Genomic DNA, 17,031 nt, shown 5'->3' with positions numbered 1-17,031 from the left:
GTCCAGCAGGAAGGCGGCGCGGGCGAGATAGCCGGTCGCCTCCAGCACCAGGATGAAGAAGAACAGCACGAGGATCTGCGGCAGGAAGATGACCACGCTGCCGACCCCCGCGATGATCCCGTCGGTCAGCAGGCTGCGCAGCGCCCCGTCCGGCAGGGTGGCGGCCACCCAGTCCTTGAGCCCGCTGACCGCGCCGTCGATCAGGTTCATCGGCGCCTCGGCCCAGGCGAACACCGCCTGGAACATCAGGAACAGCACGAGGAACAGGAAGGCCAGCCCGAACACCGGGTGCAGCAGCACCGCATCCACCCGCCGGGTCGCCAGCGGCGGCAGGCCGGCGTTGGCCACGCAGCCGGCCAGCAGCCCCTCGACCTCCTGGTGGTAGGCCCGCAAGTCGCGCGAGGAGGGCTCGCTCCAGCCGCAGGGGGCGGGGTTCTCCGCCGCATCGGCCGCCATGGCCATGGCCCCATCGATCTGCTCCAGCAGCGGCTGGACGCCGCCGCGGCGGATGGCGACGGTCGGCACCACCGGCACGCCGAGCGCTGCGGACAGGGCCGCCGCATCGATGCGGCAGCCGCGCTTCTCCGCCGCGTCCATCATGTTCAGCGCCAGGATGATCGGGCGGCCCAGCCGCTTCAGCTCCACCACCAGCCGCAGGTTCAGGCGCAGGTTGGTGGCGTCGGCGACGCAGACCAGCAGGTCGGGGCTGTCCTCGTGCGAGAAGCGGCCGAGCACGACGTCGCGGGTCACCTCCTCGTCGGGGGAGCGGGCGCGCAGGCTGTAGGTGCCCGGCAGGTCGATCACCTGAACGCGGCGGCCGAGCGGGCTGACGAAATGCCCGATCTTCCGCTCCACGGTGACGCCGGGGTAGTTCGCCACCTTCTGGCGGGAGCCGGTGAGGGCGTTGAACAGGGCGGTCTTGCCGCAGTTCGGGTTGCCGACCAGCGCGATGCGCGGCGGCAGAGCGGAGTCCAGGACCGACATGGCCGGATGTCCTTGAAGGGAGTCGTTCTGAAAAAGGAAGCGGCGCAGCGCGTCAGACGGCGGGCGCCACCAGCACGGCGCGCGCCTCGGCGCGGCGGAGCGCCAGCGTGTGCTCGTTCACGCGGATGGCGATGGGGTCGCGGCCCGGAAAGGCTTCGTGCAGGACCTCGACCTGGGAGCCCTCGACCAGCCCCATCTCGATCATGCGCCGCTCCAGCTCCCCTTCGGGAAGGGTGGTGACGACCCCCCGCTCATCGACGCCGGTCACGCGGGCGCGCTCGCCCTTCTTCAACTCGCCCAAATGCCGTCCGCCGGGCGACTGGCCCGTTCCGGGGGTGGGATGACCGCTCATGGCTGCACCTGATCGCACCGGGAGGTGGGGGGCGCGTTCCTGTCCGCCCCTCTTCGCCGCGAATGATCCTGCGAAGCGTTCGCATCCGTCCAGCGGGCTAAATGTCGCAGGAGCCTTGTGAAATGAGCGCAGCGACCATACAGAGACTAGGGCTTTGCGGGGGCCGCCGCGCCCTTCGCGTCACCTTTCGCCGCCGGCGCGGGAGCCGGCGCCCTGGCGGAGCGGTCGAGGTTGGCCTGCGCCGTCTTCGCCGCCGCGCTGTTCGGCGTGTTGCGGACGATCTGGCTCCAATCCTCCCGCGCGCCCGGCAGGTTGCCGGCCTGCGCCTTGATGTTGGCGCGCAGCAGCAGGGCGTCGGGATCGCCGGGGCGCAACTCCAGCGCGCGGTCGATGTCGGCCATGGCCTGCCGGTCGTTGGCCAGCGCCTTGTGGGCGGCGGCGCGGTAGAGATAGGCCTCGGGCCGCCGCGGGTCCTTCTTCAACGCCGCGTCCAGATCGGCCACGGCGTCCCAGAAGCGCTCCGTCTCGGCCCGCGCGATGGCGCGGTCGATCAGCAGGTCCACGTCGTCCGGCTGGAGCGCCAGGGCGCGGCTGTAGGCCCGTTCCGCCCGCACGTTGTCGCCGGCGCGCAGCCACGCCCAGCCGGCCCGCCCGAGGATCGAGGCCCCGGCCTTCGGGTCGTCCTTGCCCAGCACCGGAGCCAACTCCTCCAGCCGCGCCCCGGCGGTGGTGAAGTCGCCCTTGTGGAACAGCGCCAGCGCCTGGCACAGCCTTGCATGGTCGCCGCCGCCGCGGTTCAGCCAGGTCTGCGCGCTCTCCAGCGCTTCGGTCGGGCGCTTCTCGGCGAGCGTCAGGCAGGCCTGGAATTCCCGGTTGTGATCGACGGCGGGAGCGGCCAAGGCGGGGCTGACAGAGAGGAGCGCCAGCGCGGCCGTGATGAGGTAAGCGTTGCGTCGGTTCATGGCGGCCTTACACTCCGTCATTGCCGCTTCCGACGCAAGGACCCCGCAAGACATGGCTTCACCCCGTCTGTTCGTCTTCGGCCTGGGCTTCACCGCCCGCGTGTTCGCCGACCGGCTGAGGGCCGAGGGCTGGCGGATCGCCGCCACCTGCCGCGGCGAGGACAAGCGCGCCGCCCTGGAGGCGCAGGGCGTCGAGGCGTTCCTGTTCGACCGGGGCCGCCCGCTGGAGGACGCCCGCGCCGCGTTGGCCGGCACCACCCACCTGCTGGTCAGCGTCCCGCCCGACGAGCGGGGCGACCCGGTGCTCGATCAGCACGCCATGGATCTGGCGGACCTGCGGACGCTCGACTGGGCCGGCTACCTCTCCACCACCGGGGTCTACGGCGACACCAAGGGCGACTGGGTGGGCGAGGCGGCGTGGCTGCGCCCGACCGGCGAGCGGCAGAAGCGCCGCGTCGAGGCGGAGCGCGGCTGGCTGAATCTCTACCGTCAGTACGGCGTGCCGATGCATCTCTTCCGGTTGGCCGGCATCTACGGGCCGGGGCGCAGCGCGCTGGACAACGTGCGCGACGGCACCGCCCGGCGGGTGGACAAGCCCGGTCAGGTGTTCAGCCGCATCCATGTGGAGGACATCGCGGCGACGCTGCGCGCCTCGATGGACAAGCCGACGCTGGGCGCGGTCTACAACGTCGCCGACGACCTGCCCTCCCCCTCCCACGAGGTGGTGAGCTACGCCTGCGGCCTGCTGGGCGTGGAACCGCCGCCGCTGGTGCCCTTCGCGGAGGCCGGGCTGTCGCCGATGGCCGCCAGCTTCTACGCCGACTGCCGCCGGGTGAAGAACGACCGCATCAAGCGCCAGCTCGGCGTGGCGCTGGCCTATCCGGACTACCGCGCCGGGCTGGACGCCCAGTTCGCGGCGGAGAGCGGGCGGTAGAGTCGCGGCGACGCGAATCGCGCGCCCTTCCGCCCCGGCCGCATTCCCCCCTACGGCGGCACCCCGCGGGGGCGTCACGGGCCTCCGGATGGGCCGGAATCGTCCTTTCCGGCGACCGTCCGGCCGCGCCGAACGAATTTGGTTCGGCAAAACCGACGTTGTGGTATCATGCTCCCCCGTTCCGGCCCGCTGGATTGCGGCCGGACCGGCATGGGTACGCCTGCGAATCGCAAAAAAACACGACCTGCCGAGACGACGACCAGCATGAACATCATCATCGAACGCGCCGCCCTTCTCCGGTCCCTTGGTCATGTGCAGAGCGTGGTGGAGCGCAGGAACACCATTCCCATCCTGTCCAACGTGCTGCTGCGGGCGAGCGACGGCGAGCTGTCGCTGGCCGCCACCGACATGGACCTGGAGATCGTCGAGACGGTTTCGGCCACGGTGACCCGCGCCGGCGGCACCACCGCCCCGGCCCACACGCTGTACGACATCGTGCGCAAGCTGCCCGACGGCAGCCAGGTGGAGCTGGACATCGGCGGCGACGGCACGATCCTGACGCTGCGCGCCGGCCGGTCGCAGTTCAAGCTGTCCTGCCTGCCGGTCGACGATTTCCCGCAGCTCTCCGGCGGCGACCTGCCGCACCGCTTCGACCTGACGGCGGGCGACCTGCGGGCGCTGGTCGACCGCACCCGCTTCGCCATCTCGACCGAAGAGACGCGCTACTATCTCAACGGCATCTACCTGCACGCCGCCAAGGCCAAGGCCGGCGGGGCCGAACTGCCGGTGCTTCGCGCCGTGGCGACCGACGGCCACCGTCTGGCGCGGGTCGAGATGCCGCTGCCGGAGGGGGCCGCGGGCATCCCCGGCGTCATCGTTCCGCGCAAGACCGTGAACGAGATCCGCAAGCTGATCGACGAGGCCGCCGACCGCATCGAGCTGTCGCTGTCGGACAACAAGATCCGCTTCGCCTTCGATTCGGTGGTGGTGACGTCCAAGCTGATCGACGGCACCTTCCCGGATTACGAGCGGGTCATCCCGGTCGGCAACGACAAGACCATGGAGGTGGACGCCAAGCTGTTCGCCGCCGCCGTGGACCGCGTCGCCACCATCTCCACCGAGAAGAGCCGGGCCGTGAAGCTGTCGCTGACCCGCGGCACGCTGACCCTGTCCGCGACCAGCCCCGAGGCCGGCAGCGCCACCGAGGAGCTGGAGGTCAATTACCAGGAAGGCCCCCTGGAAATCGGCTTCAACTCTCGCTATCTGCTTGATATCACGCAGCAGATCGAGGGCGAGGGCGCGCGCTTCTCGCTGGCCGACGCCGCCTCGCCGACCATCGTGCGCGACGTCGCCGACTCCACCGCCCTTTACGTGTTGATGCCGATGCGTGTGTGACCGGTCCGGACGGATCGGCGCTCTTTGGGCCGGTGCGCTCCGGACCCCGTGTCTGACGGGGTGCGGCGGCCCGGTCCCCGCATCCCGGATCGGACGCTTTGCTCGACGCCAGACAGACTTCGCCCTATCCCGCCCCGGTGGTGGACACTCCGGCCGCTTTGGCGGTGACGCGCCTGACCCTGACCCGCTTCCGCGGCTATGACAGCGCGCGCCTGGAGCCCGACCACCGCCCGGTGGTGCTGACCGGGCCGAACGGCGCCGGCAAGACCAATCTGCTCGAAGCGGTCAGCTTCCTCGCCCCCGGACGCGGCCTGCGCGGCGCCAAGCTGTCGGAGGTCGAGCGGATCGGCTCCGGCACGGGAGCCGGCTGGGCGGTCGCCGCCGTTCTGGACACCCCCACCGGCCCCGTGGAGATCGGCACCGGCCGCGAGATCGGCCCCCAGGCGGCGTCGGGCGCCGAGCGCGACCGCCGCGTCGTCCGGGTGGACGGCCACCCCGCCAAGGGCCAGACCGTGCTGGCCGAGCATGTCGCCGTCGTCTGGCTGACCCCGCAGATGGACCGGCTGTTCCTGGAGGGTTCCAGCGGTCGCCGCCGCTTCCTCGACCGCCTCGTCTTCGGATTCGACCCCGCCCACGCCGGCCGGCTCAGCCGCTACGAGCACGCCCTGCGCGAGCGCGCCCGCCTGCTCCGCGAGGGGCACCGCGGCTGGAACGGCGACGAGGGCTGGCTGGGCGGGCTGGAGGACCAGATGGCGACCACCGGAGTCGCCGTGGCCGCCGCCCGCCGCGACGTGGTGCAGCGACTGCGCGCCGCCTGCGGGCGGGCCGTCGGCCCCTTCCCCGGCGCCGACCTGACCGTCCAGGGCACGGTGGAGCGCTGGCTCGACGAGGGCCCGGCTCTGGCCGCCGAGGACGCGCTGCGCCGCTCGCTGCGCGACAGCCGGCGCGCCGATTCGGACGGCGGCGGCGCCACGCTGGGACCGCACAAGAGCGACCTCGCGGTGCGCCACGCCCAGAAGGACATGCCGGCGGCGCTCTGCTCCACCGGGGAACAGAAGGCGCTGCTGATCGCCATCATGCTGGCCAACGCCCGCCTCCTGGCGGCGGAGCGCGGGGCCGCCCCGCTGCTGCTGCTGGACGAGGTGGCCGCCCATCTGGACCCGCAACGGCGCGAGGCGCTGTTCGACGAGATCCTGGCGCTGGGCGCCCAGGCCTGGATGACCGGCACCGACGATTCGGTCTTCGGGCCGCTCGGCGGTGCCGCCAAACGCTTCCACATCGAGGATGCGACCGTGACCCCGGCCTAGCTCCCGAAAAGGCCCGCGAAAAAGGGCTGAAAAGCCCAGAAAATCGCCCACCGAACAACGGTATTCCGCCGAAACCCAACGCAGTCTGCTATAGTCGAGCCATGGCACAGGAAGCACTGAAGAACGACCTCCCGCAGCAGGATTACGGCGCGGAATCGATCACCGTCTTGCGCGGGCTGGACGCCGTGCGCAAGCGTCCGGGCATGTACATCGGCGACACCGATGACGGCTCCGGACTGCACCACATGGTCTACGAGGTCGTGGACAACGCGATCGACGAGGCGCTGGCCGGCTACTGCGACGCGGTCGTGGTGCAGCTCAACGCCGACGGGTCGGTCACGGTGCGCGACAACGGCCGCGGCATCCCCACCGACATCCACTCCGAAGAGGGCGTGTCGGCGGCGGAGGTCGTGATGACCCAGCTCCACGCCGGCGGCAAGTTCAACCAGAACTCCTACAAGGTGTCGGGCGGCCTGCACGGCGTGGGCGTGTCGGTGGTGAACGCCCTGTCGGAGACGCTGGAGCTGCGCATCTGGCGCAACGGCCGCGAATGGTTCATGCGCTTCCGCCACGGCGTCGCCGACGAGCGGCTGGCCGACATCGGCGCGGCCCCGATGGTGGATGACGGCAACGGCGGACAGAAGCCGCTCTCCGGGACCGAGGTCACCTTCCTGCCGTCCAAGGACACCTTCACCAACACCGAATTCGACTTCGCGACCCTGGAACACCGGCTGCGCGAGCTGGCCTTCCTGAACTCCGGCGTGCGGCTGGTGCTGACCGACGCCCGCGGGGTGGAGCCGAAGGTTCAGGACCTCCATTACGAAGGCGGTCTGGAAGCCTTCGTCAATTGGCTCGACCGCTCCAAGGTGCCGCTGCACAAGCCGGCGATCTCGATCAAGGCGGAGCGCCCGACCGAGCATGGCGGCGTGGTCACCGTGGAATGCTCGCTCCAGTGGAACGACAGCTACCACGAGACGACGCTCTGCTTCACCAACAACATCCCGCAGAAGGACGGCGGCACCCACCTCGCCGGCTTCCGCGCGGCACTGACGCGGGCGATCAACAACTACGCCAACGAGTCGGGCATCGCGAAGAAGGAGAAGGTCAACCTCTCCGGCGACGACGCGCGCGAGGGGCTGACCTGCGTGCTGTCGGTGAAGGTGCCCGACCCCAAATTCTCCAGCCAGACCAAGGACAAGCTGGTTTCCTCCGAAGTCCGCCCGGTGGTCGAGGCGGTGGTGGGCGAATGCCTCGCCCAGTATTTCGAGGAGCATCCGGCGGACGCCAAGCGCGTCGTCCAGAAGGTGGTCGAGGCCGCCGCCGCCCGTGAGGCCGCCCGCAAGGCGCGCGAGCTGACCCGGCGCAAGGGCGCGCTCGACATCGCCTCCCTGCCCGGCAAGCTGGCCGACTGCCAGGAGCGCGACCCGGCGCTGTCCGAACTCTTCATCGTGGAGGGCGATTCGGCGGGCGGCTCGGCCAAGCAGGGCCGGTCGCGCCAGTTCCAGGCCATCCTGCCGCTGCGCGGCAAGATCCTGAACGTCGAGCGGGCGCGCTTTGACAAGATGCTGTCCTCGGCCGAGATCGGCACGCTGATCGCGGCGCTGGGCACCGGCATCGGGCGCGACGAGTTCAACCCGGACAAGACGCGCTACCACAAGATCATCATCATGACCGACGCGGACGTGGACGGCAGCCACATCCGCACGCTCCTGCTGACCTTCTTCTTCCGGCAGATGCCGGAGCTGATCGAGCGCGGCTATCTCTACATCGCCCAGCCGCCGCTCTACCGCATCAAGCGCGGCAACGCGAAGGAGCGGTACCTGAAGGACGACCGGGCGCTGGAAGAGTATCTGATCGAGGCGGCGCTGGGCGACCTGTCCGTGCGCCCCGCCGACGGCTCCCTGCTGAACGGTGAGCCGCTGCGCGAGATGGTCGAGCAGGCGCGCGGCGCCCGCCTGCACATCGAGACGCTGGCCCGCAAGGCCGGCAACCTGTCGGTGGTGGAATCGGCGGCGGTGAGCGGCGCCCTGTCGGTCGCGTTGTCGCAGGACACCGCCCAGGCGCAGCAGGCGGCCGAGACGGTGGCCGCCCGGCTGAACGCGCTGGACGTGGAAGGCGGCTGGCGCGGCGAGAGCCTGCTCCAGGGCGGTTACGCGCTGGTGCGGACGCGCCGCGGCGTGACCCACCGCCACCATCTGGACGCCGACCTGCTGAAGAGCGCCGAGGCGCGCAAGCTGGACGCCATCGCGGCGGACCTGAAGCGCGTCTACGCCGAGCCGGGCCGCGCCTTCGAGAAGCAGAAGGAGAGCCGCAGCCTGACCGGCCCCGTCGCCCTGTTCGACACGGTGATGGAGTTGGGCCGCCGCGGCGTGACGATCCAGCGCTACAAGGGCCTGGGCGAGATGAACCCCGACCAGCTCTGGGAAACCACGCTGGACCCGACCAAGCGCTCGCTGTTGCAGGTGAAGGTCAACCACGCCGATCAGGCGGAGGAGGTCTTCTCCACCCTGATGGGCGACATCGTGGAGCCGCGCCGCGAGTTCATCCAGGAGAACGCCCTGAAGGTCGCCAACCTGGATGTGTAAGTAATTCTGGTCGTTAACGCAAAGCTTGAGAAACCGAACTCTATGATTGAGACGTTTCACTCATTGATTGAGAAAGGCTGAGATCAAGCGAATCTGGTGCTTGACAGAACAGACGCAGAATGGGGCGGATCCAACCGGGTCCGCCCTTTTCATGAAGCCCAATTCCTACGCGTGGAACTGGGGCTGGCGCCCTGCCCCATCAGTCCTTGGGACGCTTGCGCCGCGGCGGCTCTGCGCCCCCTCAATGATCAAGCCGGCCAGCATGACGGACCGGTGCGTCGCCAGAGCACACGCCAAATCGACCACCATGGCAAGCGACGGATTGGAACGGCCGCGTTCCAAATCGCTGAGATAAGGCACGCTCATTCCGGCGCGGAACGTGAGTTCCTCCTGGAAAAGGCCTTGGGCCGTCCGCAGGTTGCGCAGAATGGCGCCAAACTGGCTGGCAATGCTGGTCGTGCCCGACGCAACGCCATCCTGTGCACCACCTCGATGCGCGCCCACGGCCTGCGCCCAAAGACGCGGCGGACGTTCCGCGCCACCACGGATTCCAAGCACAGCCATCCCGTGGCCGCCAACCTGCTGGACCGGCAATTCACGGTGGCGGCACCCAACCGAGTGTGGACCGCGGAGATCACCGACAGTCCTAGGGCTGAGGGGTGGCTTTACCCGGCCATTGTGTTGGACCTCTTCTCATGCCAGATCATCGGCTGGGCGTTGGACGCCACGATGAGCCAGCAGTCGACGTCGCGGGCGCTGACCATGGCCATTCAGCGCCAGCGTCCCGGTCCTGGACTGGTGCATCACTCCGACCGCGGCAGTCAGTTCGCTGCCGCCAATCAGGCAGCCTGACCCAACTCGGGCGTCCTCCAACCTGGGGACCGATCACACCCTTCATGCAGCGTGAGCGTTGCCTTCACGCAAAGTGCGGGAGAACCGGAAATCGGGCCCCGGAATCGCTCAAAATCTCGGGCCGCAACATACAAGCAAAGATTGAAGTTTCTTTAACTCAAACTTAAGTGAATTTCTTCATCATTTTGACGCAAGAACTGCGCTGCAACAAGTCTGCGCCCTTCACGTCCGTTTTTTCCAAAAGTCATTCTCTATAAAAAGAGATGGCCACATAAGGAGATACTGGGTTGAGCCGACAGATCACGGATAATTCGCTGCGAACTAGCCGTCCAAGGACAACATTCCGGACGCTGGCCTTGTCAAGCGCCGCTCTGTCAATCTTGTCCCAAGCGGCGCTGGCGGAATCGTACACTTTCACCACGGCGCCGGGCGGCACGCTTACGTATGCTCCGGCAATTCTATCCGGCACCAACACCAACATCACATCATACAGCAGCAGTTTCAAATGGATCTATGTGCTGCTGCCGTTCACCGTCACGACAACGGGCACGTATTCCGCGACGTCAACGACAACCAGCGTTGTCAATACCACGTTCTTTCTGACGGGCACATACACCCCCACCACGACGTACCCTCCCGTCACGCCGATTTCCCAGTTCTTCATCAGCAACTTCAGCGGCGGTAACACCACATCCTTCCCCACTCTTTCTCTTGTGGAAGGAACCACCTACAGCGTCCTCGTCGCCTTCAATCAGACGACAGCCGGAACATACCCGTACACCGTCACCCTCACGTTCGACGGTCCAGGCTGCACTCAGATCAATGAGCACGTCTGCACCGTGACGGTGCCGGTCGATCCGGACCCGCCGCCCGCCGTAACTCCTGAAACGCCGGTAACGCCCGTTCAACCGGTCGTCCCGACCGTCATCGACGTGTCCCAGAGCTATTTCACCCAGGCCGACAGCCAAGCCCGTGGGGAAACGATCACCTTTGCCGGCGGCAAGCTGCTGGCGACCGCGACGGCGACTTTGACCCAGCCGGTCACGATCCAGGCGTCCGGTGGGACGATCGACGCCAACGGCAACACCGTCACGCTGAGCGGCACCCTCACCAATGCCGGCCAACTGACCATCGCCGACACCGCCGGCGGCGGTGAGGTGGCGATCAACGGCGTGCTGCGCGGCGGCACCCTCTATGTGCAGCCCAACAGCGTGCTGCGCGGCACCGGCCTGATCGCCGCCCCCGGCACCATCCTTGGCACCCTGCGCCCCGGCAACTCGCCGGGTACGCTGACCTTTGGCGCGTCCCAGACCCTCGGCAACGGCGCCTCGCTGGTGCTCGACATCGACGGCACCGGCACCGGCACCGGCGCGGGCAACTATTCCCGCGTGATCGTGCTGGGAACGGGCAACAGCTTCACCGTCGGCTCGGGCACCACCATCGCCCCGCAGCTGCGCGGCCTGACCGGTTCGGCCAACAACAGCTACAACCCGGCGATGGGCACGCGGTTCGCGAACGTGGTCTTTGCCGAAGGCGGGATCAACGGTTCGTTTGCCCGGCTGACCCAGCCCGGCAGCGGGCTTCTGCCCGGCACGCGTTTCGATACGGTGTACAACGCGAACGCGACGGGCACCACCTCCGCGGTCGACCTCTACGTCACCCCCACCAGCTACGGCAATTTGGCCGCGACCGGCACCTCCCAGACCCGCAACCAGGCGGCCGCGGGCGCTGCGATCGACGCGATCCGCCCGGCGGCCGGGACCAAGCCGACCGGCGACGTCAAGACTGTGTTCGACGCGCTCTATCCGCTGGGCGCTCCCGACGTGACGGTGGCGTTGGATCAGGTGTCGGGCGTGATCCATGCCGATGCCGCGGCGGCGGATCTCGGCACGCGGCGGCGTTTCGGCGATGTGGTCGCATCCCGCCAAGCGGCGTTGCGCGAGCGCCCTGACAGCGTGACCCGGGTCTCCCAGAAGGCGCTGAGCGGTTTCCAGCTCGTCGCTGATGGCCAGGGCGCCAAGGCAGCGGGCGGCACCGCTGGCAATGACCCGGCGGCGAATGGCAGCGGTCTGGCCGCCGGCAACGCGCAGGCGGGCTGGTCCACATGGGCGCGTGCCTTCGGCGCGTTCAGCGACACCAACGGCGACGGCAGCGCGGCTGGCTTCTCGACCCGCGGCGGCGGCGCCATGGTCGGCATCGACCGAGAAGTCCTGTCCGGGTTCAACCTGGGCATGGGCTTCGGTTACGCCCGCACCGAGGTCAAGGCCCGCGACGGCGGCGGACGGACCGAGGCCGACAGCTATCAGGCCGTTCTTTACGGCGGTTGGACCAACGACGCGCTGTTCGTCGATGGCAACGTCGGTTATGCCTTCAACCATTACGACAGCAAGCGCGGCATTTCGTTCGGTTCGCTGAACCGGACCGCGGTGGCCGACTACAACGGAAACGACCTGTCGGCGGCACTGACGACCGGCTATCGGCTGAAATTCGACGCCTACAACGTGGAACCGTCGGTGGGTATCCGCTGGGACCACATCACCCGCAACAGCTTCACCGAAACGGGGGCGAACGCCCTCAACCTCAGTGCCGACGACCTGTCCAAGAATGCCGTGCGCAGCTCCATCGGCGCGCGGGTCTGGCGTGGTTTCGCGACGGAAGGTGGCATGAAGCTGGAGCCGGAGCTGCGGGCGCGCTGGGATCATGAGTTCCTGGATGACGCCGTGACGTCGACGGCCAGCCTCGGCGGTGCCGGCTTCACGGTCCAGTCGCCGCGAACCGGACGCGATGCCGCCGTGCTCGGGGCCGGGATCGCCGCTGTGCTGGATTCCAGCCTCAAGTTCTACGCGGACTACGACGCCACGCTTTCCGACAACACGACCGCCCACGCCGTTACCGCCGGCTTCAAGCTCACCTGGTAACCGACCGATGCGGGTCACGATCGGATGGAAACACCCAATTGTGACCCGACCATCAGCCTGTGCGCGGTCGCCGCGCGCTTGGAGGAGATGGAGGGCAACGCGATAGGTTCGAGCTGCTGGCTGATGAACTGCATGGCCCCGCATGTCACGGGCGATGTTGAAGCTGAACGCTTGACCTTTGCGGAGCGCCCGCATCACCTCAAATCCCTTGATCGGCGCGTAGGCCGTGACTTGAGACCGAAGTTTCCTCCGGTCATTGGGAGAGTCTCTGTGAGTTGTGATGCCCGAAGCGGGCTGTGATGGCACGCCGGGCTGGGGCATGCCCCAGCCCGGCGTGCGTAGCGACCTCGGCGGCCTCGGCGGGCGTGGCGCCGCCGAACGAGAGAAAATCACCGCGCCGACGCCTCATCGTCCTCCGCCCATGCCACAGTCTCCCAGGGAGCCAATCGCCGCGCCGTCGGTAGGATCGATTTCTCGACGCAATCCCGGCATATCCTGATGATGTCTGGCATGATCAGCGTCAGCTCGTTCCTGCGGTAAACCAGATAGACCCGACGGTAGGCCTGCGGCGGAGGCAATGGCAGAACCGCCACGTCCAGGGTCTGGGGATGCGCTTGCAAAAAGCACAATGGCGTTGCAATGGCCCAACCGAGGCCGCCGGCCACCATACGGAGCACCGCTTCACTGGCGTCGAACTCCATCACCCTGCGCGGGTTCAGCTTGCGCTGGCCAAGGTAATATTCCACGGCCTGCCCCAGGGAGGAGCGTCCGCTGAAACGCACCAGAGGCAGATCGGCGCACATCTCGCTGAGGGACAGCGCTTTGAAGCGCTCCGCCTGGGAGCTGGGGACGGCAGCGATCAAAGCCTCCCGGAAAAGACAATGGCACGCCAACTCCGAATGGGCCGGCATGGGATCATTCGAAACGATGACATCGACCGACCGGTTCAGCAACTCGGAGGTGAGTGTTGGCGTGATGCCCGACCAAACCTGGAGCTGCTCGACACGGTGGCTCAACGCTTTCACCAGCTCATGCCCCACCGTGGTGGCAAATGAATCGATCAGTCCCAGACGCAGCAGCGGCACGCTGCCTTGTGCTCCCGCGCGCACCTCCTCGGCTGTTTGACGCACATTCTGCAGAATGTTCGCGGCCCCCAGCTTGAGGATTTCCCCTGCATGGGTGACGCGGATCGGCCGGCAGGACCGGTCCAGCAACTCCGTCCCGAGCCAACGCTCGAGCCGGGCGACGGATTGCGACACCGCAGACTGGGTCACGCCAAGGCGCTCGGCTGCAGCCGTCGTGCTGCGCCTCTCCGCAATGACCTGAAACACATGCAGATCCCAAAGATTGATGCTGGAGTACGACTCGCCACTTTTGGGGCGCATAGTCTCGCTCCATTCATTAGATGGGGCCGGTGAGGATGCATGGTCCCGTCACGCTGGGCAAGCCATCCCGTCCGGGTCCGCCTCCAATTCCAACCGGGATCAGACAGCCCGTCCGTCCGCATGAGCCCTACAATCAGCATCGCTAATGATAGGCCTCAGTTTGTGTAATGGAGTCGGAAACATGATGATTTCCCGACTGCTATGCTCTCTGATGAGCAGTGTTACTAACATAAACTGAAAAGGACGGAGCGCGGCACCATGAGAATGCGCGCCGAGAAAGACGGCATTGGAATAATGGATCTGCCAGAGGAGGCGCTCTATGGCATCAATACGCTTAGAGCACTTGGAAATTTTCCTCTGTCCGGACGTTCCATCGCCTCGCACCCCGATTTCATTCATGCAATCGCCACGGTGAAGCAGGCGGCGGCACGCGCCAATTCTGAAATCGGCGCGCTGACCCAGGAGCAGGCGGAGGCGATATTCGCAGCTTGTGAGGAAATCAAAGCCGGCAAGCACGATGATCATCTTGTCGTCGACATGCTCGAAGGTTCCGGCGGAACGTCGACCAACATGAACGTCAACGAGGTCGTCGCCAATATTGCTGCCAGGCATTCCGGACGGTCGGCAGGCGATCATACGGCTGTCCACCCCAACGACCACGTCAATCTTGGGCAGTCCACGAACGACGTCGTTCCGACAGCCATGAAGCTCGCCGTTTTCCGGGCCTTGGCGCAAACACCGGAGGCGCTGCGGCAACTCGCTGGGGCATTCCGCCAAAAGGAACGCGAGTATGCGACGCTGCTGCGGCTCGGCCGGACCTGCCTGCAGGATGCGCAGCCGATGACGTTGGGCCAAGCGTTCGGCGGCTACGCAGCAGTCATCGCTCGCCATGCCGATCAGCTGGACATGCTGCGCCAGCAGTTCCTGACGGTACCGCTGGGCGGCACCGCCATCGGTACGGGCTTTGGCGCGCGGCAAGGGTACAAGGCCGCCGTCTTCCAGCATCTTCGCGCTTTGACCGGCGCCGATGTGAACCCGGCAGGCAATCCATTCGACGGCATGCAGAACATGGATGTCTGCGCCCGCCTGTCCGCCGAATTGCGCAATTCCGCCAATTCGCTTTGGAAGATCGCCAACGACCTGATCATCCTGTCCTCAGGGCCGGCAGGCGGCATCGGCGAGATCACTTTGCCGTCGGTCCAAGCCGGCTCCTCGATCATGCCGGGAAAGGTGAATCCGGTGATCCCGATGGCGGTCTGCCAAGTCGCGTTTGCCGTCACCGGGAATGATGCCGCGATCGCCTTGGCCTGCCAGCAGGGTCTTCTCGAAATCAACCATTATGAGCTTCTGGTCTGTGACCGCCTCCTTGACAGCATCAATCTCCTCACTCGGTCGGCAATCATCTTCCTTGATCGCTGCGTGCGGGACTTGATCGGCAACGAGACGCCGTCTCATCAGCATCTTCTGTCATCCAGCGCCTTGGCAACGGCGCTGGTACCAACCCTTGGCTACGCGCAAGTGTCGGAGATCGTCCGCACCGCGCTTGCCGAACAGCGCGCCTTTCTCGAGGTGGCGCTCGAAATGGGGCTCCTCACTGACGATGAAGTGAAGCCGATCCTGCACAGCGCCGCCACCGCCCTGACCGGCGAATAAGCAAGGAAGGGGAGGAAACATGACCATGGCAACGACTGAGAAATCCGTGCCCTTCGAGGAAGTGACATTCCGCCGGTTCCACCTCCATATCGGCTTCAGCGGCTGTGGAGGACAGTTCGCCGATGGGTTTGAACTGGGCATCATCGGCATCGCCGTCGCCATCGCCGCGGGCCCCTTGCAACTGTCCGCCCTGCAGATGGGGCTTCTGGGAGCCGCCGCTCTGGCCGGTCTGTTCGTCGGCAGTCTCATCACGGGGATCGTGGCCGATCGGATCGGGCGCCGGACCATCTTCGCCTACGACATGCTCTTCGCCGCAGCCATTTCCGGGGCGCAGTTCTTTGCCACTGAACCGTGGCATCTGCTGGCTCTGCGCCTGATGCTGGGGTTCGTTCTGGGCGCCGATTACGTCGTCAGCAAGTCGCTGGTGACCGAACTGTCGCCGATCCGGTTTCGAGGCAGGCTGCTTAGCCTCATGGCGATCGCCTGGGCGGCCGGCTATACCGTCGCCTATGTCGCCGGCTTCCTGATCCGCGACACCGGGCCGGACGCGTGGCGCTACATGCTGGCTATCAGTTCCGCTCCCGCCCTGTGCATCTTCCTCTTTCGAATGAGCATCCCGGAATCGCCTCTTTGGCTGATCAAACGAGGACGGGTCGAGGAAGCGCGGCAAATCATTTTGAAGAAGCTTGGTCCCGATGTTGCGCTGCCAAAGGTCGCGACGGAGGTTCGGAAGCGAGGCGGAGAATGGGCCGCGTTGTTCTCCCCAAAATGGCGTCGGCGCACGGCGGTAGGCGGCATCTTCTACGTGTGTCAAGTTATCCCCTATTTCGCCTTGGGGACATTCCTGCCCAAGATCATGGAGGCCCTTCATGTTACCGACAAGTACAGCGGCAGCCTTGTCTACAACACGTTTTTGATGCTCGGCGCCATCATCGGGATGGTAGTGATCGACAGGCTGTCGCGCCGGTTCTTCTTAATCTCGACCTTCTATATTGGTGCCGGACTTTTGCTGCTGCTATCAGTCAATGTCCTGGGATCGACGGGCGTCATCATCGTCTTTGCTCTGTTCGCTCTGACCCTGTCGGCCGCGGCCAATCTTGAGTTCATGTACCCGCCTGAGCTGTTTCCCACGCATTTGCGTGCAACTGGTGTCGGGCTGGCGGTCGCGGCGAGCAGGTTCGGTTCGGCGCTTAGCACGTTCCTGCTGCCCTTGGTCGTGCAGACCTATGGCGTGGGAACCGCCCTTGTCGCCTGCGTCGTGGTGATGGTCTTCGGAGGTGTCGTCTGTCAAGCATGGGCGCCCGAAACCGGCCATGTCCACCTCGACTCCATCGGCGAAGCAGAAGACGATCGCCGGGATTCGCGGTCTGTCCAGTGCGCTCAGAACGAAACGGCATGACCGCGCAGGGGCTTGCTCGTCACCGGGCGGGCCCTGCCTGAACTTCGGCAAGCGCGTTGCGTGAGGCTGGTCCCGGCAGCGCGGTTGAACCGCACCGGGTTCGTTGGAGGCTCTGATGCGTGCGGTCTTGTTTGAAATATGAGGTGGCGCAACTTTCTTGCAGCGAGGCAAATCCGGTCGCGTGAAGCCCTTTCCCGGCGTCCTGGCTACGTGACGCGGACGGAGCCCGGGCGTCCGAGGTCGAGCATGCGGTTCAGGATCCGGACCGCGGTGGCGATTTCGGCGTTCCGCCGATCCTCAGTGCG

Annotated in this window: 13 protein-coding genes and 1 pseudogene; 8 read left to right on the top strand and 6 right to left on the bottom strand. The window is 66.7% G+C overall.

The genetic code is table 11. The annotated features are described in order from the left end of the window. From GBZ26_RS05755 to GBZ26_RS05745, 3 genes are all read right to left on the bottom strand, one after another. The coding region (locus GBZ26_RS05755; protein ID WP_174438008.1) for a ferrous iron transporter B at positions 1–984 on the bottom strand (984 nt) is incomplete at its 3' end. A 52-nt stretch (positions 985–1,036) separates the two neighbouring features. Next, positions 1,037–1,336, bottom strand: a complete 300-nt coding sequence (locus GBZ26_RS05750) for a FeoA family protein (RefSeq protein ID WP_174438007.1) — start codon at positions 1,334–1,336, stop codon at positions 1,037–1,039. Between the two features lie 146 nt (positions 1,337–1,482). Then, positions 1,483–2,298: a tetratricopeptide repeat protein gene (locus tag GBZ26_RS05745; protein WP_246653810.1), complete on the bottom strand. Its 816-nt coding sequence runs from the start codon at positions 2,296–2,298 to the stop codon at positions 1,483–1,485. A 52-nt stretch (positions 2,299–2,350) separates the two neighbouring features. Here GBZ26_RS05745 and GBZ26_RS05740 point away from each other — a divergent pair, with 52 nt between their 5' ends. The 4 genes from GBZ26_RS05740 to gyrB all read left to right on the top strand — a co-directional run bounded on the left by GBZ26_RS05740 (position 2,351) and on the right by gyrB (position 8,519). After that, positions 2,351–3,232 carry an SDR family oxidoreductase gene (locus tag GBZ26_RS05740; RefSeq protein WP_174438005.1) on the top strand — a complete coding sequence of 294 codons (882 nt, stop codon included), beginning with the start codon at positions 2,351–2,353 and terminating at the stop codon, positions 3,230–3,232. Positions 3,233–3,496: 264 nt separating this feature from the next. Then, positions 3,497–4,627, top strand: coding sequence for a DNA polymerase III subunit beta (dnaN, locus tag GBZ26_RS05735; RefSeq protein ID WP_174438004.1), 1,131 nt, complete (start codon positions 3,497–3,499; stop codon positions 4,625–4,627). Positions 4,628–4,725: 98 nt separating this feature from the next. Then, positions 4,726–5,934 (top strand): DNA replication/repair protein RecF, encoded by a 1,209-nt coding sequence (gene recF, locus GBZ26_RS05730; RefSeq protein WP_211104598.1) that lies wholly within the window; start codon positions 4,726–4,728, stop codon positions 5,932–5,934. 101 nt (positions 5,935–6,035) lie between these two features. Beyond that, the gene (gyrB, locus tag GBZ26_RS05725; protein ID WP_174438003.1) at positions 6,036–8,519 is read left to right on the top strand and encodes a DNA topoisomerase (ATP-hydrolyzing) subunit B; all 2,484 of its coding nucleotides are present in this window, start codon (positions 6,036–6,038) and stop codon (positions 8,517–8,519) included. A 165-nt stretch (positions 8,520–8,684) separates the two neighbouring features. Here the strand turns inward: gyrB and GBZ26_RS30970 are convergent, their stop codons facing one another. Further along, positions 8,685–9,083, bottom strand: a complete 399-nt coding sequence (locus GBZ26_RS30970; RefSeq protein ID WP_174438002.1) for a helix-turn-helix domain-containing protein — start codon at positions 9,081–9,083, stop codon at positions 8,685–8,687. On the opposite strand from GBZ26_RS30970, the gene GBZ26_RS30965 reads away from it, so the two are divergent. Continuing rightward, positions 9,012–9,371 carry a DDE-type integrase/transposase/recombinase gene (locus GBZ26_RS30965; RefSeq protein WP_246653945.1) on the top strand — a complete coding sequence of 120 codons (360 nt, stop codon included), beginning with the start codon at positions 9,012–9,014 and terminating at the stop codon, positions 9,369–9,371. The genes GBZ26_RS30970 and GBZ26_RS30965 overlap by 72 nt on opposite strands. A gap of 287 nt (positions 9,372–9,658) precedes the next feature. Then, positions 9,659–12,289: an autotransporter family protein gene (locus GBZ26_RS05710; protein ID WP_174438000.1), complete on the top strand. Its 2,631-nt coding sequence runs from the start codon at positions 9,659–9,661 to the stop codon at positions 12,287–12,289. A 129-nt stretch (positions 12,290–12,418) separates the two neighbouring features. Here GBZ26_RS05710 and GBZ26_RS30960 read toward each other — a convergent pair. Next, positions 12,419–12,538 (bottom strand): annotated as a pseudogene (locus GBZ26_RS30960) (IS6 family transposase); the annotation flags it as partial. A gap of 140 nt (positions 12,539–12,678) precedes the next feature. After that, positions 12,679–13,674 (bottom strand): LysR family transcriptional regulator, encoded by a 996-nt coding sequence (locus GBZ26_RS05700; RefSeq protein ID WP_174437999.1) that lies wholly within the window; start codon positions 13,672–13,674, stop codon positions 12,679–12,681. Between the two features lie 258 nt (positions 13,675–13,932). Between GBZ26_RS05700 and GBZ26_RS05695 the strand changes: the two genes are divergently transcribed. Together GBZ26_RS05695 and GBZ26_RS05690 are read left to right on the top strand one after the other, a co-directional pair. Beyond that, positions 13,933–15,327: an aspartate ammonia-lyase gene (locus tag GBZ26_RS05695; protein WP_174437998.1), complete on the top strand. Its 1,395-nt coding sequence runs from the start codon at positions 13,933–13,935 to the stop codon at positions 15,325–15,327. 19 nt (positions 15,328–15,346) lie between these two features. Continuing rightward, on the top strand, positions 15,347–16,726 hold the full coding sequence (locus GBZ26_RS05690) for an MFS transporter (RefSeq protein WP_211104597.1): 1,380 nt from the start codon (positions 15,347–15,349) through the stop codon (positions 16,724–16,726). Positions 16,727–17,031: the final 305 nt, after the last annotated feature.

This window comes from Azospirillum formosense, assembly GCF_013340925.1.
Lineage (GTDB): Bacteria > Pseudomonadota > Alphaproteobacteria > Azospirillales > Azospirillaceae > Azospirillum > Azospirillum formosense.
Note: the sequence above shows the minus strand (reverse complement) of the source record. Positions and strands in the feature narration are given on the sequence as shown.

Excerpts from the sequence above, each read along its gene's own strand:
- GBZ26_RS05750 (WP_174438007.1), bottom strand. The coding sequence starts at position 1,336 with ATGAGCGGTCATCCCACCCCCGGAACGGGCCAGTCGCCCGGCGGACGG.
- GBZ26_RS05745 (WP_246653810.1), bottom strand. The coding sequence starts at position 2,298 with ATGAACCGACGCAACGCTTACCTCATCACGGCCGCGCTGGCGCTCCTC.
- GBZ26_RS05740 (WP_174438005.1), top strand. The coding sequence starts at position 2,351 with ATGGCTTCACCCCGTCTGTTCGTCTTCGGCCTGGGCTTCACCGCCCGC.
- dnaN (WP_174438004.1), top strand. The coding sequence starts at position 3,497 with ATGAACATCATCATCGAACGCGCCGCCCTTCTCCGGTCCCTTGGTCAT.
- gyrB (WP_174438003.1), top strand. The coding sequence starts at position 6,036 with ATGGCACAGGAAGCACTGAAGAACGACCTCCCGCAGCAGGATTACGGC.
- GBZ26_RS30965 (WP_246653945.1), top strand. The coding sequence starts at position 9,012 with ATGCGCGCCCACGGCCTGCGCCCAAAGACGCGGCGGACGTTCCGCGCC.
- GBZ26_RS30970 (WP_174438002.1), bottom strand. The coding sequence starts at position 9,083 with ATGGCTGTGCTTGGAATCCGTGGTGGCGCGGAACGTCCGCCGCGTCTT.
- GBZ26_RS05700 (WP_174437999.1), bottom strand. The coding sequence starts at position 13,674 with ATGCGCCCCAAAAGTGGCGAGTCGTACTCCAGCATCAATCTTTGGGAT.
- GBZ26_RS05695 (WP_174437998.1), top strand. The coding sequence starts at position 13,933 with ATGAGAATGCGCGCCGAGAAAGACGGCATTGGAATAATGGATCTGCCA.
- GBZ26_RS05690 (WP_211104597.1), top strand. The coding sequence starts at position 15,347 with ATGACCATGGCAACGACTGAGAAATCCGTGCCCTTCGAGGAAGTGACA.